The 14,279-nt window shown below is 71.1% G+C and carries 13 protein-coding genes and 2 pseudogenes; 10 read left to right on the top strand and 5 right to left on the bottom strand.

The annotated features are described in order from the left end of the window. Nucleotides 1-43 precede the first annotated feature (43 nt). The 3 genes from ACFV57_RS31865 to ACFV57_RS31855 form a co-directional block, all read right to left on the bottom strand. A complete protein-coding gene (locus ACFV57_RS31865; RefSeq protein ID WP_385239324.1) occupies nucleotides 44-529 on the bottom strand; it encodes a PTS sugar transporter subunit IIA in 486 nt (161 codons plus the stop codon). Continuing rightward, nucleotides 526-1,815, bottom strand: coding sequence for an MFS transporter (locus ACFV57_RS31860; protein WP_385239322.1), 1,290 nt, complete (start codon nucleotides 1,813-1,815; stop codon nucleotides 526-528). Before ACFV57_RS31860 ends, ACFV57_RS31865 begins: the two co-directional genes overlap by 4 nt. A 73-nt stretch (nucleotides 1,816-1,888) precedes the next feature. After that, nucleotides 1,889-2,647 carry a DeoR/GlpR family DNA-binding transcription regulator gene (locus ACFV57_RS31855; protein WP_385239320.1) on the bottom strand — a complete coding sequence of 253 codons (759 nt, stop codon included), beginning with the start codon at nucleotides 2,645-2,647 and terminating at the stop codon, nucleotides 1,889-1,891. 188 nt (nucleotides 2,648-2,835) lie between these two features. Here ACFV57_RS31855 and ACFV57_RS31850 point away from each other — a divergent pair, with 188 nt between their 5' ends. The 6 genes and pseudogenes from ACFV57_RS31850 to ACFV57_RS31825 form a co-directional block, all read left to right on the top strand. Further along, nucleotides 2,836-3,447, top strand: coding sequence for an HAD family hydrolase (locus ACFV57_RS31850; protein WP_385239318.1), 612 nt, complete (start codon nucleotides 2,836-2,838; stop codon nucleotides 3,445-3,447). Nucleotides 3,448-4,066: 619 nt separating this feature from the next. After that, complete coding sequence (locus ACFV57_RS31845) at nucleotides 4,067-5,335, top strand: aspartate aminotransferase family protein (RefSeq protein WP_385239316.1); 1,269 nt, start codon at nucleotides 4,067-4,069, stop codon at nucleotides 5,333-5,335. Next, nucleotides 5,332-6,294, top strand: a complete 963-nt coding sequence (locus ACFV57_RS31840; protein WP_385239314.1) for an inositol monophosphatase family protein — start codon at nucleotides 5,332-5,334, stop codon at nucleotides 6,292-6,294. The genes ACFV57_RS31845 and ACFV57_RS31840 overlap by 4 nt, the downstream gene beginning before the upstream one ends. After that, on the top strand, nucleotides 6,291-7,307 hold the full coding sequence (locus tag ACFV57_RS31835; RefSeq protein ID WP_385239312.1) for a zinc-binding dehydrogenase: 1,017 nt from the start codon (nucleotides 6,291-6,293) through the stop codon (nucleotides 7,305-7,307). The genes ACFV57_RS31840 and ACFV57_RS31835 overlap by 4 nt, the downstream gene beginning before the upstream one ends. 295 nt (nucleotides 7,308-7,602) lie before the next feature. Then, complete coding sequence (locus ACFV57_RS31830; protein ID WP_385239310.1) at nucleotides 7,603-8,496, top strand: NmrA/HSCARG family protein; 894 nt, start codon at nucleotides 7,603-7,605, stop codon at nucleotides 8,494-8,496. A gap of 9 nt (nucleotides 8,497-8,505) precedes the next feature. Continuing rightward, nucleotides 8,506-8,673, top strand: a pseudogene (locus ACFV57_RS31825) (FAD-dependent oxidoreductase); the annotation flags it as partial. A gap of 100 nt (nucleotides 8,674-8,773) precedes the next feature. Here ACFV57_RS31825 and ACFV57_RS31820 read toward each other — a convergent pair. After that, entirely contained in the window at nucleotides 8,774-9,370 is a 597-nt protein-coding gene (locus tag ACFV57_RS31820) for a TetR/AcrR family transcriptional regulator (RefSeq protein WP_385239308.1), read from the bottom strand. A 215-nt stretch (nucleotides 9,371-9,585) separates the two neighbouring features. On the opposite strand from ACFV57_RS31820, the gene ACFV57_RS31815 reads away from it, so the two are divergent. The 3 genes and pseudogenes from ACFV57_RS31815 to ACFV57_RS31805 all read left to right on the top strand — a co-directional run bounded on the left by ACFV57_RS31815 (nucleotide 9,586) and on the right by ACFV57_RS31805 (nucleotide 11,342). Beyond that, nucleotides 9,586-10,275, top strand: a complete 690-nt coding sequence (locus tag ACFV57_RS31815) for a DUF998 domain-containing protein (protein ID WP_385239306.1) — start codon at nucleotides 9,586-9,588, stop codon at nucleotides 10,273-10,275. Next, nucleotides 10,276-10,838 (top strand): annotated as a pseudogene (locus ACFV57_RS31810) (transposase); the annotation flags it as partial. 78 nt (nucleotides 10,839-10,916) lie between these two features. Next, nucleotides 10,917-11,342 (top strand): VOC family protein, encoded by a 426-nt coding sequence (locus ACFV57_RS31805; protein ID WP_385239340.1) that lies wholly within the window; start codon nucleotides 10,917-10,919, stop codon nucleotides 11,340-11,342. 114 nt (nucleotides 11,343-11,456) lie between these two features. Here ACFV57_RS31805 and ACFV57_RS31800 read toward each other — a convergent pair whose 3' ends face one another. After that, complete coding sequence (locus ACFV57_RS31800) at nucleotides 11,457-12,293, bottom strand: class II aldolase/adducin family protein (RefSeq protein WP_385239304.1); 837 nt, start codon at nucleotides 12,291-12,293, stop codon at nucleotides 11,457-11,459. Nucleotides 12,294-12,405: 112 nt separating this feature from the next. On the opposite strand from ACFV57_RS31800, the gene ACFV57_RS31795 reads away from it, so the two are divergent. Then, entirely contained in the window at nucleotides 12,406-14,250 is a 1,845-nt protein-coding gene (locus ACFV57_RS31795; protein WP_385239302.1) for a GAF domain-containing protein, read from the top strand. The last annotated feature ends 29 nt before the right edge of the window (nucleotides 14,251-14,279 follow it).

Below are 14,279 nucleotides of genomic sequence, written 5' to 3'. Positions count from 1 at the left end.
GCTTTCGGCGACCGGCTCTCAGGGGCCGGGCCGGCGTCCGCGTTCAGCGGACGAGCCGGAAGAGGTCGTGCAGGTCGTCGGTGGTGCGGGCCGCCGCCAGCAGGCGGCGGAAGCCGGGGTGGGCGGTGTGCCGGGCGAGGACCGCGTACGCCTGGACGCACCCGGTGTCCCGGAGTCGGTGCGGCGCCGCGAGGAGGAAGACGTCGCGGACCGCACGGCCGTCGGCGCCGCGCCAGCCGAGGTCCGCGGGTACGCGGGCGAACGCGGCCGCCGGGCCGACGACCGACCGGCCGCGGGCGGACAGCAGGGCGATGCCGTGGAAGCCACTGGCGCCCCGCGTCATGCGCGGGCGCACCGCGCGGACGAAGGCGCGGGCATCGCGGAGGACGCCCGCGGTGTGCAGGCCGCCGGCCAGGGACGCGAGGAGTTCGTCCTTGGTGGCGGCCGGTAAGCGCGGGTGAATTCGCCGTGGGTCCAGGTAGTCGGCGAGGCAGGTGCCTTCGCCGGCAGCCGTACGGACGCGGTTCATGCCTCGGTCGGCGCCGGCTCGGGGGCGGTGGCCGCGCCGCGGGCCGGGCGGAGCACCGCGGCGGCACAGAACGCGGCCACGCAGAAGGCGACGGGGAGGAAAAAGGCCGCGTTCAGGGGTACGAGGTGGGTGAGCGGCCCGATGACGGCCGGGCCCGCCAGCATGCCGACATATCCCATGCCCGCCACCTTGGACACGTTCGCCCCGGACGACGCCGGATCGACATTGCCCGCCGCGGTGAAGAACTGCGGAATGCAGCCGGACAGGCCGATACCGAAGAACGTCCAGCCGGTGAGCGCCAGCGGCACCCACGGGGACAGCGAGGCCACCGCCAGGCCGAGGGCCGCGAGGCCGGCTCCGTAGCGCACCACGAACACCCGGCCGAAGCGGGCCACCACCCGGTCGGTGACGAACCGGCCGACGGTCATGGCGGTGGAGAAACCGCCGTACGCCAGCGCGGCCGTCGCGGCGGGAGCGTCGAGCACGTCCTTGAGGTGGAGCACGCTCCAGTCGTTCGCGACGCCCTCGCACAGCATGAGCATGAACGCGAGCACGCCCAGCACCCAGACCTGGGACGGCGTACGGCGCTTGGCCGTTGGGGCCGGGGCGGGGGCTCCCGGGGTGGGAGAGGCTGTCGCCGGGGCCGCACCGGTCTCCCCCGTCTCCGGGCCGGTCGCGGCAGGCGCGGACCTCTCCGGGGGCAGCAGGCAGGGCACCAGCGCGAGCGTGATCAGTACGCCGGCCACCGCCACGCCGGTGAGGGTGGCGGACGGCCGCCAGTCCCAGCCGAGGGTGCGGGCGCCGATCAGCGCGGCGATGACGCCGCCGACCGAGAACACCGCGTGAAAGGCCGACATCACCGGACGGCCGTATCCCCGCTCGACCTGAACAGCCTGGGTGTTCATGCTGACGTCCAGACAGCCGTTGCCGAAGCCGAGTGCCAGCAGGGCCGCCGCCAGGGTCCACGGCGAGTCCGCCAGGCCGGGGAGGACGACCGTGGCGCTGCACAGCGCGCCACCGGCCAGCACGATGGCACGGCTGCCGAAACGGTCGGCCAGAGCCCCGCAGACCTGCATACCCGCGAAGGCGCCGCCGCCCAGGAAGAGCAGCAGCCAGCCCAGTACGGCATGGGTGATGCCGACCCGGTGCTCGATCGCGGGGATGTGCACGATCCACATCCCCATCACGAAACCGTTCAGCGCGAAGGCCACGAAGGTACCGGCGCGCGCCGTGCGCAAGCGCCGCGACGGCGGCGTCCCGAGGGTGGAGCCAGTCGATTCACTCATCACGAGTGACCATAACGCACATGCGAGATGTTCGTAAGGGCTCCGCCGCGCCCACGGCCCGTGACGCGGAGCGTCAGACGTGCACGATGTTCACGCCCGCGGCGCGCATCTCCTCGACCACGGGAGAGCCCTGGGCCGCGTCGGTCACCACCACGTCGAGCTGTTCGACCGAGCAGATCCGGCCGAGCGCCACCCGCCCCAGCTTCTCCGCGGTGGCCACCAGGATGATGCGCCGCGCCGCCCGCGCGGCGACCCGCTTCACGTGCACGTCGTCCAGGTTGTAGGCGGTGGCGCCGCTGGACGCGTCCACGCCGCAGCAGCCGAGGATGAAGGTGTCGTAGCGCAGGTCCTCGAAGGTGCGCAGCGCCGTCTCCCCGTAGAAGGACAGCTCGCCCGGCCGGACCTGGCCGCCGGGGAGCAGCAGCCGGATGCCCTCGTGTTCGGCGAGCGGCATCGTGGCGTGCAGGGACAGGGGGGTGACGGTCAGCCGGCGGCCCGCCATGGCGTGCGCGACGGCGACGGCCGTGGTGCCGGTGTCCAGCGCGACGGTCTCCCCCTCGTTGAGCATCCGCACGACCACGTCCGCGAGCTTCGCCTTGGTCTCGCAGCCGACCATGGACCGGACCGCGTACGGCGGCTCGACCCCGCTCAGCAGGGCCGTGACGGCGCCGCCGTGCACCCGGCGCAGGGCGCCCCTGGACTCCAGCAGCTCCAGGTCCCGGCGGATGGTCATCTCCGACGTCTTGGTGGAACGGGCTAGTTCGGCCACGGAGGCCCGGTTGCGTTCGGCCAGCAGGGCCAGGATGAACCGGTGGCGTTCGGAGACATTCATGTCGCTGATGTAGCACATCAACACGATGGGTGCGACTTCCCCGCCTTTCCCCCGTTGTGCTCCGCGGACTACCGCGGCATTGCCGGTTGACATCCACCCATGCCGAGTGTGTACTCACACGCAACTTGTGTGAATACGGGCCGGAGACGCCCCGGCCGGCCCCGAGCGGACGTCTGTGAGGTGCTGCCATGACCGCGGTGCTCTTCGACCTGTTCGGCGTGATCGCCCGGCACCAGTCCCCCGCCGCCCGCGACCGGCTGGAGCGGACGGCCGGCGTTCCCGGTGACGCCTTCTGGGAGAGTTACTGGGGCCTGCGGCAGCCTTATGACCGAGGGGACCGGAACGGGCCGCAATATTGGCGGCAGGTCGCCGGCGCCCTCGGGGTGTGTTTCGACGAGGAACGCGTCGGGGAACTGATAGCCGCCGATGTGGCGAGCTGGAGCCGGGTCGACGGGGAAATGGTGGAATTCGTCGGGAGCCTGGCGGACCGCGGCGCCACCATCGGCCTGCTGTCGAACATTCCGCGGGAACTGGCGGCGCATTACGAGGCGCACCAGGAGTGGCTGGAGCGCTTCTCCGTCCTGGGCTTCTCCTGCCGTATCGGACACGCCAAGCCGGAGCCCGGCGCCTATACGTGGTGCGGCACCGCGTTCGGCCTGCCGCCCGAGCGCATCCTGTTCGTCGACGACCGGGAGGCCAACGTCCGGGCGGCCGAGGCGCTGGGGATGCGCGGCCATGTGTTCACGTCGCTCGCGCGGCTGCGGCCGGCACTGGACCGACGGCCGTCCGCGCCGGACTGACGCCCGGACGCGCGCCCCACCCCATACCGGCGCCGGGCCGGGGGACCTGACACCCCCGTCCCGGCGTCTCGTCGTGTGCGGCGAAGGGCGCACCGTCGACAACCGAACCGAACATGTACACCACCCAAAGGCGCACCAAGTGTGTTTGAAAATTGCGTAAGACACTGAAACGAACGATCCGCCCGCCCGTATGCCGCGCCTTGGAGTCTTCTCCAAGGCCCTTTCCGCGCCGACGACGGAACTCCGCCAACGAACGGCCGACCCCCGCGCCTTCCCTCCCGCTGCCCGCTTCCCCAGCTCAGAGGCAACATTCCGGCGTCCGCTCGATCATTGCCCGCGCGCCGATCTGATGGATTCCAGCCGATCCCCGGACGACCAAGGAAAACGAACACTCCCCCTGTTAGGGTCGTTGTTGTCAAAGGTTGAAGCGTCCGGATACCGCACCGGGCAGCACACCACAGCACATCCCCTCCGTCGCACCGCAGCCGGCCGGCGTTCGAGCCTGCGGTGATCCGGCACGCGCGGCGGCCCCGTGGCAGGGGCCCGGCCCGCGTACCGGCCCCAGATGCCCAGCCATCCGGACCCGGCAACAGCATGTCTTCTTCGAGGAGAAATGTTCATGGATGCCACGAACGTACGTGATCTGCTCTATTACCCCGTCAGCGCCCGGAAGATGGTGCGCGGCGAAGGGATCTACCTGTACGACGAGGACGGCAACGAATACCTCGACTGTGCCTCCGCCACCTTCAACCTCAGCCTCGGATACTCCCATCCGGCGGTCGTCGGGGCGATGAAGGAACAGCTGGACGTCTTCGCCCATCTGACGTCCTCCGTGCAGAGCGATCCGATCAACGGGCTGGTGCGCCGGCTCGTGGAGGTCTCCCCCGAGAACCTGACCAAGGTGCATCCGAAGGTGTCCGGCGGCTCCACCGCCAATGAGGGCGCCATCAAGATGGCGCAGCACGCCACGGGGCGCTCCGAGGTCGTCTCCCTGTTCCGCAGCCACCTCGGGCAGACCATGATGATGACGTCGATGTCGGGCAACGCCTTCCGCAAGGAGCCGTTCCCGTCCCTGTTCCCGCGCACGCTTCAGGTGCCGGACCCGTACTGCTTCCGCTGCTTCTACGGGCAGGAGCCCGGCAGTTGCGGGATGATGTGCGTGGACCGCATCGAGGACTTCCTGGAGTACGCGAGCACCGGCCGGGTCGCCGCGATCATCGTCGAGCCGATCTCCGGCAACGGCGGCAACATCGTTCCGCCGGACGGCTACTTCCAGAAGCTGCGGGCCTTCTGCGACGAGCACGACATCGTGCTGATCTTCGACGAGATCCAGACCGGCATCGGCCGTACGGGCCGGATGTTCGCGGCGCAGCACTTCGACGTGGCGCCGGACGCCATCACCACCGCCAAGGGCCTGGGCGGCTCCGGCGCCCAGGTGGCGGCGATCCTGACGAACGAGCGGCTGGCGGGCCTGCCTGCCGAGCACCACTCCTTCACCTACGGCGCCAACCTGCTGGCGGCCGCGGCGGCCAACGTCACCCTCGACATCGTCCGGCAGCCGGAGTTCCTGGCCAACGTGCGGGCCACCGGCAACCACATCCTCGGGCGGCTCGCGGACCTGCAAACCCGCTACCCGGCCATCGTGGACGTACGCGGTGTCGGCCTGATGATCGGTTTCGAGATCGCGCACCCCGACGGCAAGCCCGCCGTCAAGCTGACCAACCACCTGGCCGACGCGGCCGGCCGGCACGGACTGATCCTGCGCACCTCCCGCTACGGCTACGGCAACGTGCTCAAGATCCGGCCGCCGCTGATCCTCACCCTCGACCAGGCCGAGCTGCTGTGCGACCGGCTGGAGAACCTCTTCCGCGCGGAGCTGGCCGCATGAGCCGGATGAGGGAGCTGCTGACCGGCCTCGGCCGGCACGTCCGGTCCGAGCTGATGGCGTACGCCGGCCGGGGGCTCGCCCGGCAGGTGCACGGCGACTCCCCCGGCGGCGACGCCCAGTTCGACGTGGACGAGGTCGCCGAGCGGGCCGTCCTCGCGTATCTGCGCGGGCACGCCGAGGTGCCGCTCGCCGTCTACACCGAGGACGGCTCGCTGGTCGAGCTGGCGCCGGACCCGCGGTATGTGCTGGTCGTGGACCCCGTCGACGGCACCCGGCCGACCTCGGCCGGGCTGGAGATGGGCATGGTGTCGATCGCCGCGGCGCCGCTGACGGGGTCCGCGCCGACGCTGGACGACGTCACCGCGGCGCACCTGCTGGAGATCAAGTCCGGCGCCTGGATCTACGGGGACGACGCACAAGGACTCTCGCACGGCGGCTTCCCGCACCCGCTGCCCCGGCTGAGCCGTACCACCGACCCCGCGCGGATGTTCTGGTCGATCGAGTTCAACGGCCACCCCATGCGCCTGATGACGGCGGCCTACGCGCACCTGGTGGACCGGTCCGCCAACACCGGTGGCGTCTTCGTCTTCAACAGCGCCACGTTCTCGATCTCGCGCATCCTCACCGGCCAGCTCGACGCGTACGTGGACATCGGCAACCGCGTGCTGCGCGACCACCCGGCGACCGAGGCGGACTTCCTGGCGGCCGGGCGCGGCTCGATCCTGCACCTGTTCCCGTACGACATCGCCGCGGCGGTGTACCTCGCCAAGCGCGGCGGGGTCACCATCACCGACGCCTACGGCGACGACCTGGGGACCACCGCGCTGCTCGACCTGGACCCGATGAACCAGAAGTCGTGTATCGCGGCAGCCACCCCGCGGCTCCACAAGGAACTGCTCGGCGCCATCCGGTGGGACCTTCCCGGCGCCGTCCCCACCACGGCAGGAGGCACCGGATGAAGGCCCTGGTCCTGACCGGACAGCGCACCGTATCGCTGGTCGACCGTCCGAAACCGGAGGTCTCGGCGCCCGCCGACGTCGTCGTGCGGATCGCGCAGACCGGTATCTGCGGCACCGACCGCAGCGTGCTGGTGGGCAAGTTCCCCGCCGAGCCGGGCGTGGTCATGGGGCACGAGGCGGTCGGCACCGTGGACTCGGTGGGGGCGGCGGTGACCACGCACAAGCCGGGCGACCGGGTCGTCGTCAACCCGACGCTGTACTGCGGAAGTTGTCCGCCCTGCCTGCGAGGGCACTGGGACTTCTGCGACAACAAGGCCGGTACGGAGGTCGGGCTCGACCTGGACGGCGCGTTCGCCGAGTACCTCCGGCTGCCCGGACGGTTCGTCCACACCCTGCCCGACGGCATGGACTTCGACCGCGCGGTGGGCGTGGAGCCGCTGGCGTGCGCGCTGAACAACGTGGCGGCGGGCCGGCTCCGGGCGGGCGAGACCGCGGTGATCGTCGGTGGCGGCCCGGTGGGCGTGGTCTGCGCGATGGCCGCCTGGCACCACGGCGCCCGGGTGCTGCTGACCGAGCCGGACCCGTACCGGCAGGAGCTGTGCCGTGCGGTGTTCGCGGCGGACTTCGGCGGCCGGGTCACCGTGCACGCGCCGGACGAGTCCGTGCTCGTACAGCGCGGCGACGTGGTCATCGACACCGTCGGCAACCTGCTGGAACAGGGCCTGGCGTACGCGGCGGACCGCGGACGCGTCGTGATCATGGGCTACCACAGCAAGGCGTCGGCCACCGTGCGTCCCCTGGAGATCCTCCGGCGGGGGCTGGAGATCATCGGGGCCGGGGACTACAACAGCCGGCTGTTCCCGACGGCGATCGAGCTGGCCCGGTGGCTGCCGCTGGAGCGGCTGGTGACCCATCGCTTCCCGCTGGAGCGGCACGCGGAGGCGTTCGCGGCGCTCGCCGCGGCGCCCGGGACCCCGTACTCGGCGCTCAAGGTGGTGCTCGTACCCGAGTGACCGGCGGGCGGCCCTTGCGACCGGTGCGCGGCGCCGGGCGCAGGGGCCGTCGCGGCGTTCGGGGCGCGCGCTCGGCTCCACGTCCTGCTTGCACCTGACGTCGGCGTCAGGTTTTAGCGTGGCGGACCCCGGTGGGAACCCTCCCATCCGAACTATGGAGCACGCCTGTGAGCAGTATCAGTGGCGGCACGTCCCCGACTCACTTCGCAAGGACTCGGAAGCAAAGGCCTCAGGCGCAATCGGCGAGGTTCGTCGGCAACCCGGTCATGATCGCCGAGAGCGCGGTGTGGCCGGCATGACCAACACCGACAAGACCGTCGTCGTCCTGGGCGCCACGGGGCAGCAGGGGGGATCGGTCGCCGCGGCGCTGCGGGCCGACGGCTGGGCGGTGCGCGCGATCGTGCGGGACCCGTCCGGCCACCGGGCCCGGTCGCTCTCCGCCCTCGGCGTCGAAACCGTCCGCGGTGACCTCGGCGATCCGGACTCGCTCCGCGCGGCCTTCACCGGCGCCCACGGCGTCTTCAGCGTCCAGCCGAACTCCGGCCAGTCCGGCGCCGATGTGACCGACGAGGACGAGGTCCGCTTCGGCGCGGCGGTGGCCGAGACCGCCGGGCACTGCGGCGTCGCGCACCTCGTCTACAACTCGGCGATCACCGCGGGTTCGACAACGGGCGTGGACCACCTCGACACCAAGAACCGTATCGAGGCCCATGTCCGGAACCTGGGCACCGCCGGCACCATCATTCGGCCGGCCACGTTCATGGAGCTTCTGGTGACCCCCGCGACGGGGCTCGACCGGGGGCACCTGTCCTTCCTGATGCGCCCGGACCAGGCCATGCAGTTCATCGCGGTGCGCGACATCGGCCGTATCGTCGCCGCGGTCTTCGGCTCCCCCGATCGCTACGCCGGTCGCACCATGGAGATCGCCGGTGACACCCTCACCGGCAACGCCCTGGCCGAGCATCTGACCCGGGCCGCCGGCCAGAAGATCAGCTACAGCCGCCTGCCGACGACGCCGCTCGCTCAGGGCGAGGTCCTCGGCAAGCTGGAAGCACTTGTCGACGACGGCAGGCTGGCCGGAAGCTCGGACCTCGACGCGTTGCGCGCGGAGTTCCCCTTCCTGCTGCGCTTCGACCGCTGGCTGGCAGGCCCTGGTGCGGGCCTCCTCGCCGAGGCGCTCCGTTCCTAGGAAACGGGCATCGCTCCAGGCCGGGAAGCCGCCCGGGCGTGGCACGGCCGCCTCCACTACGCCGCCGGTCCGGCGCGCGATCGCCTCGGTCTCACGGCCGTGCTCGTCCGGCCGGACGGAGTAGTCGCGTGGGCCGGAGGCGACCGTGACGACTTCGAACAGGCCGCCGCGCAGTGGTTTGCCGCACCGGTCAGCCGACCGTCGCCCGAGCCGACGGAAGGTGCGGTGGGCACCGACCCTGGGCGGTGCCCACCGCACGGCCCGCCCGGCGCCGGGTCTAGCGGTCCTGCCTGGCCTCGCTGTACGGCGCCCAGCCGCGGTCGAGGAGAGAGAACCCTGCGTCGATGGCCGCGACCGGGTCGGGCTCGCGGACGGCCACCAGCTGGATCTGCAGGGCGAAGCGGACGTAGAAGCGGATCTCCTCGCTCGGCTCGTCCAGGCCGAACTCGTCGGTGATGACCGCGACCAGGGCGTCCTCGTGGCGCAGCCACATCTTCTCCGCGTAGTCGACCAGGGCTGGAGTGTCTTCCATGAGCGCGAGGATCCGGCTCTCCGGTTCGCGGGTCAGCGCGTCGATCTCAGCGGCGTAGTGCGCCTTGAGCGCGTCGGAGATCGAGGCCCCCGCCGCACGGTCGGCCACCGCGGCCACCAGCCGGGCATGCCGTTCGCCTTCGTCACTGAAGACCAGCGCCTCCTTGTGCGGAAAGTGCGTGAACACGGTCTTGGGCGACACATCGGCCGCGTCCGCGATCTCCCGCACGGTCACGGCATCAAAACCGCGCGCCACAAACAGCGTCGTGGCCGCCTCCAGGATCACCGCACGGGTCGCCGCCTTCTTGCGCTCCCGCCGCCCCACCGTCGTCTCGTCTGCCATGACCCGCACTCTACTCCCGAGCACTTACTACATTGACGGTAAAAGTAGTCTCGGTGTAGTTAGTAAGTGGGTGAAGCGTGATGCCGCCGAGAGCGGCATCCCCGCGCCGAGCCCCGCACGGCCTCAGGGCTCCGCGCCCGCCGCTTGACGCCACCTCCCGCACTAGGAACGGACCCAAGGACATGGCTGGACCGACCACACGGCGCGCTGCGCGCGTGCCCGCCCGAACGAAGACCGCCGGCGGGCTCCTGACCGCGGGCGGGGTCGTCTACTTCGCCGCGGAATTCATCTCCGCCGCGGCGTGGACCGACCCGCCCTACAGCTACACGTACCACTACGTCAGCAACCTGGGGGTGCGCGGCCCGGTCGAAACACTGCACCAGGTCATGAACTCGCCGCTGGCCTGGGTGATGAACACCGGCTTCTTCCTGTTCGGCATTCTGATCGCCCTCGGCGTCCTCATGCTGCGCGGGCTGCACGGCTGGCGCAGAGGGGTCTCGCTGACCCTGGGACTGCTCATGGCGATCGGCGGCGTGCTGCTCGCCCTGAACCCGGGAGGCGGCCAGGAAGCGGCCGGCCAGATCGACTACCACCCGATCGGCGCCCTGGCGTCGATCGTCAGCGGCAACGTGCTCGCCGTACTGATGGGCCGTCAGCACTCAGCCCTCGGAGTGTCCCGCCGCGTCGGCAGGAGCATGGTGGTGCTGGGCGCGATCGGACTCATCGGCCTCCCGCTCTACCTCAGCGTGGCCGGCTCGGAATTCGGGCTCATCGGCCTGGTCGAACGGGTCGCGATCTACCCCCTGTTCATCGGCCAGATCCTCGCCGGCGCATCCCTGTGGAGGGGGCGGGCCACCGCTGCCCTGTCGCCCCGCCGCGCCCCCGAAGCAGCCCGGACCACGTGAAAAGGGGGTGGCGGGGAGGAACAGGGCGGACAGGATGACGTCTGCGATCCCAGCCGGGCCGAACGGCGGCGCGTCCGGCGGCGGCGCAGGCTCCGTTTGAAAGCCGCTCTGCTCGGGCGCTCGCGAGGCGGACAGACCAGCAAGATCCACGTGGCTGCCGACCGTCGTTGCCGACCCCTGGCCCTGATCCTGACCGCCGGCCAGGCCGCGGACAGCCCGCAGTTCATCCCCGTACTCGCCAAGGTGCGCGCCCGCAGGCCCGTCGGACGCCCCCGCACCCGGCCGGACGCGGTCGCCGGAGACAAGACAGCGCTTACTCCTTCCGGAAGATCCGCGTATACCTGCGCCGCCGCCAGATCCCTCACACTATTCCGGAGAAGCGCGACCAGGTCGGCCACCGCCGACGCCGGGGTTCGGCCGGCGGCCGCCCACCCGGCTTCGACCGTGAGAAATACAAGGCCAGACACGAAGTCGAGTGCCGGATCGGGCTCCTCAAGCAGGCGCGGGGTGTCACGGCACAGTACGAGAGACTTGCCGTCCGCTTCGAAGCCACGATCCAGCTCACCTTGATACGCCAGGCGCTGTGCCATCTCAACCGCGCCCCAGGTGCCCTCCAGCGGCTGCACTACAGTTGGCCCACCATGCCCGAACTCTTCGGAATCAACCATCTGACTCTGTCCACGACCGACCTCGACCGGCTCGTGGCGTACTACACGGAGTTGCTCGGAGCAGTGCTCGCATTCGAGCGCGCCGCGACCCCTTTTGATCCGCGCATCGCAGTCATCGATGTCGGCGGCGATGACCACCTGATGATCGTCGAAACCGCTACCGCCCCCACCACTGATCTCGATCCCCTCAGCAAGGCCGGATGGGGGCTGTGCGTGGGAACACACGCGCAGCTGTGTGAGGTCCGCGAACAAATCCTGGGTGCCGGGTGGCCGGTCGGACAGATCGAAACACTGCCCACGCAGTGGACGATGACAGCTCGCGATCCCGATGGACGCCCTGTGGACGTCCGAGCCCATCGCCCACGCACTTCATCGCCGTCACCAACCACTGGCTACTGAGGTTTTCTCCGCAATGTCGACCGAGCGCGTGACGGCAAGCGAGCCGGAGCAACTGGCCTGCACCCTGAACACCGTGTGAAGCCCCTGGTAGGACGAGTTCGGGAGAACTTCGGATCAGTCGAGCAAGTCGGGCTGCTCCGCTGTGATCTGGTCCCACAGGGGGCGGAAGCTGAGCCAGCCCGCGTAGGGGGAGCCGACTTCCTTGCGGGAGAACTCGGCCGTCTCGTGGTCGATGCTGATCGGACTGCCCGCGGCCATGGCGACGAGCTGGGCTTGGCAGGAGCGCTCCATGGTGAAGAACCACCATGCCGCCTCGCCCACGCTGTGGCCCACAGTGATCAGGCCATGGTTCTGGAGGACGGCGGCCTTGGTGTCGCCGACGGCCTCGGCGATGCGCTCGCCCTCCTCCCGGTAGCCGGCCGGGCCGCCGTATTCGGCGTAGAGGCCGTGGTCCCGGTAGAAGGCCGTCGCGTCCTGCGTGATCGGGTCGAGCCGCATGCCGAGCGAGGCGAACGCCTTGCCGTACAGGGAGTGCGCGTGAGCGGCCGCCACCACGTCCGGCCGGGCCTGGTGGACCGCCGAGTGGATGTGGAACCCGGCCATGTTCACCGGGCCGTCGCCCTCGACGACTTCGCCCTGTTCGTTGACGAGGAGCAGGTCGGAGACCCTGATCCGGTTGAAGCTCATCGCGAAGGGGTTCAGCCAGAAGTGGTCGGGGAACTCCGGGTCGCGCGCCGTGATGTGCCCGGCGACGCCCTCGGAGAATCCGAACCGGCCGAACAGTCGGAAGGCTGCGGCCAGTTCGCGCTTGCGCAGCAGTCGCTCCTGCGAGAAGGGCAAGTTCTCCGGCGGGGCGGGCAGCCCGCCCTGGCCCGTCCGGAAGACGTTCACGTCTCCGTACCGGCCGGGCTCTTCGGTCGGGGCCTGGGGTGCGTCCTTGGTTTCGGTCATGTCTTCACGCTAGGGACGAGTCCGGAGGCCCGGTATGGAGAAAGCCCCCTGGATCTTGACGCGCTAATGTGTGCTGTGCACATAGATTCGTGTGTCGGGCGGAAAGGGTGTGATGACCGGGTCCTGGCTCGAACTGCTGCTGGCGGGAGCGTCGGCCGAGACGATCAGCGCCCACCGCGACGACCTTGTGCGGGGCGGCGCCGAGCCCATGGAGGCGGAGCGGCAGGCGAGTGCCGCCCTGCGGCTGCTGGCCCGGCTGGACGAGCGGCGTCGACGGGCGGCGGAGCTGGCCGCGCTCAATGACATCGCCGCCCGGCTGGCGGGCCTCCATCAGCCTGGCGAGCTGCTCCAGGAGATCACCGCGCAGGCCCGCAGGCTGCTGGGCGCGGACCTCGCTTACATCGGCCTGGTGGACGGCGACGACTTCGTGATGGAGGTGGCGAGCGGGGCCCTGACTCCGCAGCTGCCGGGTCTGCGCGTGCCCCGTGCCGCCGGGATGCTCGGCGCGGTCCTGAGCGGCGGTGCACCGGTCTGGTCCAGCGACTACGCCACGGAACCCGCCTTCGCCCACGGCCCCTTCGACACCGTCGCCGCCGCCGAGCGGTTCCGCGCACTGCTCGGCGTGCCGCTCGCCGCGCGCGGCCGCCAGCTCGGGGCCCTGTTCGTCTGCAAGCGCAGGGAGAGCCACTTCGCGGAGGAAGAGATCACCTTGCTGTCGGCGCTGGCCTCGCATGCGGCGCTCGCCCTCGACAACGCCGCGGCGATCGAGCGGCACCAGACGGCGGCCGAACAGCTCGCCGCGGTCAACGTGCGGCTGGAACGGGCGTTGGCGTGGGAGCAGCAGCTGACCGCCGTGGTGCTGCGGGGCGGCGGCGTCGCGGAGTTGGTGGACGAGATCGCGGCAGCGGCCACCGGGGAGGTGTGGTTCGTCGGCGCGGGCGACGCCGTGCCCGCCGACCTCGCGGCGCGCATGCCCGGGCTGCCCTCCGTGCTGGCCGCGCTCTTTGACGATCCGCCGGACGCCTGCCGTGCCGACCCGGCCGACCGCGGGGCCGCCCGGATCACGGCGGTGATAGCGCGGCAGGTCGTGGTGGGCGCGCTGGTGCTCCTGGGCGGCGAGGACGCAGAAACCGATCGATCGCTTCTCGAACGGGCCGCCCCGGCCCTTGCACTCGCCGCCGTCGGCGAGCGAGCAGTCACCGAGGCGACCCGGCTGGCCCGGGACGCGCTGCTGCTCGACCTGCTCCACCGTCCGGAGCCGGACCCTACGGCGCTGCGCCAGCGCATGCGCAACGCGGGACTCGACCTGTCGACCGCCTACTGCCTCGTGTCGGCCGAGCCCGGTCAGGGACCGCCGGGAGAGCCCCAGCGACGGGCGCGCCAGGAACTCGCCGCGCTCGGCCCGCCCGCAGGCACCATCGTCGCGACGGACGGCGCGCGGCTGGTCGCCGTCGTGCCTGCTCGCGACCCCGAGGAGCTCGTACGGGCCTGGGGCGCCGGCGGCGCGACCCCGTCGGCCACCGTCGGCGTCGCCGGTCCCGCCACGGGCCCTGCCGATCTCCACCGCTGCTACCGCGAAGCGGCGCGTACCGTGGACGCGCTGCGGACCCTCGGCCATACCGGCGTCGCTGCCACGGCCGCCCGGCTCGGCATCTACCGCGTGCTGCTCAGCCACGCCGGGCGCGCCGAACTCCAGGCGCAGTTCGACGCTTTGCTGGGCGATGTGGTCCGGGAGCAGGAGCGCCGCAGCATGCCGATGCTCGCCACGCTCAAGACCTACCTCGACCACGGCTGCCGGGCCGCACCCGCCGCCAAGGCCCTCGGCGTCCACGTCAACACGCTCTATCAGCGACTCGCCGTCCTGGACGGCCTGCTCGGCCCCACGTGGCGCGAGCCGCCGCGCTCGCTGGACCTGCACGTCCTGCTCCGGGTGCACCCGGACGCGAAGCCGTGGTGACGTTCCGGTGTGCCGCCGCCCACCTGCGG

This window comes from Streptomyces sp. NPDC059788 (genome assembly GCF_042732265.1).
Classification (GTDB): domain Bacteria; phylum Actinomycetota; class Actinomycetes; order Streptomycetales; family Streptomycetaceae; genus Streptomyces.
The sequence above is the reverse complement of the archived record's forward strand: the minus strand, read 5'-3'. Positions and strand labels throughout refer to the sequence as shown.

Coding starts and splice junctions, on each gene's coding strand:
- ACFV57_RS31865 (WP_385239324.1), bottom strand. CDS start 529: ATGAACCGCGTCCGTACGGCTGCCGGCGAAGGCACCTGCCTCGCCGAC.
- ACFV57_RS31860 (WP_385239322.1), bottom strand. CDS start 1,815: ATGAGTGAATCGACTGGCTCCACCCTCGGGACGCCGCCGTCGCGGCGC.
- ACFV57_RS31855 (WP_385239320.1), bottom strand. CDS start 2,647: ATGAATGTCTCCGAACGCCACCGGTTCATCCTGGCCCTGCTGGCCGAA.
- ACFV57_RS31850 (WP_385239318.1), top strand. CDS start 2,836: ATGACCGCGGTGCTCTTCGACCTGTTCGGCGTGATCGCCCGGCACCAG.
- ACFV57_RS31845 (WP_385239316.1), top strand. CDS start 4,067: ATGGATGCCACGAACGTACGTGATCTGCTCTATTACCCCGTCAGCGCC.
- ACFV57_RS31840 (WP_385239314.1), top strand. CDS start 5,332: ATGAGCCGGATGAGGGAGCTGCTGACCGGCCTCGGCCGGCACGTCCGG.
- ACFV57_RS31835 (WP_385239312.1), top strand. CDS start 6,291: ATGAAGGCCCTGGTCCTGACCGGACAGCGCACCGTATCGCTGGTCGAC.
- ACFV57_RS31830 (WP_385239310.1), top strand. CDS start 7,603: ATGACCAACACCGACAAGACCGTCGTCGTCCTGGGCGCCACGGGGCAG.
- ACFV57_RS31820 (WP_385239308.1), bottom strand. CDS start 9,370: ATGGCAGACGAGACGACGGTGGGGCGGCGGGAGCGCAAGAAGGCGGCG.
- ACFV57_RS31805 (WP_385239340.1), top strand. CDS start 10,917: ATGCCCGAACTCTTCGGAATCAACCATCTGACTCTGTCCACGACCGAC.
- ACFV57_RS31800 (WP_385239304.1), bottom strand. CDS start 12,293: ATGACCGAAACCAAGGACGCACCCCAGGCCCCGACCGAAGAGCCCGGC.
- ACFV57_RS31795 (WP_385239302.1), top strand. CDS start 12,406: ATGACCGGGTCCTGGCTCGAACTGCTGCTGGCGGGAGCGTCGGCCGAG.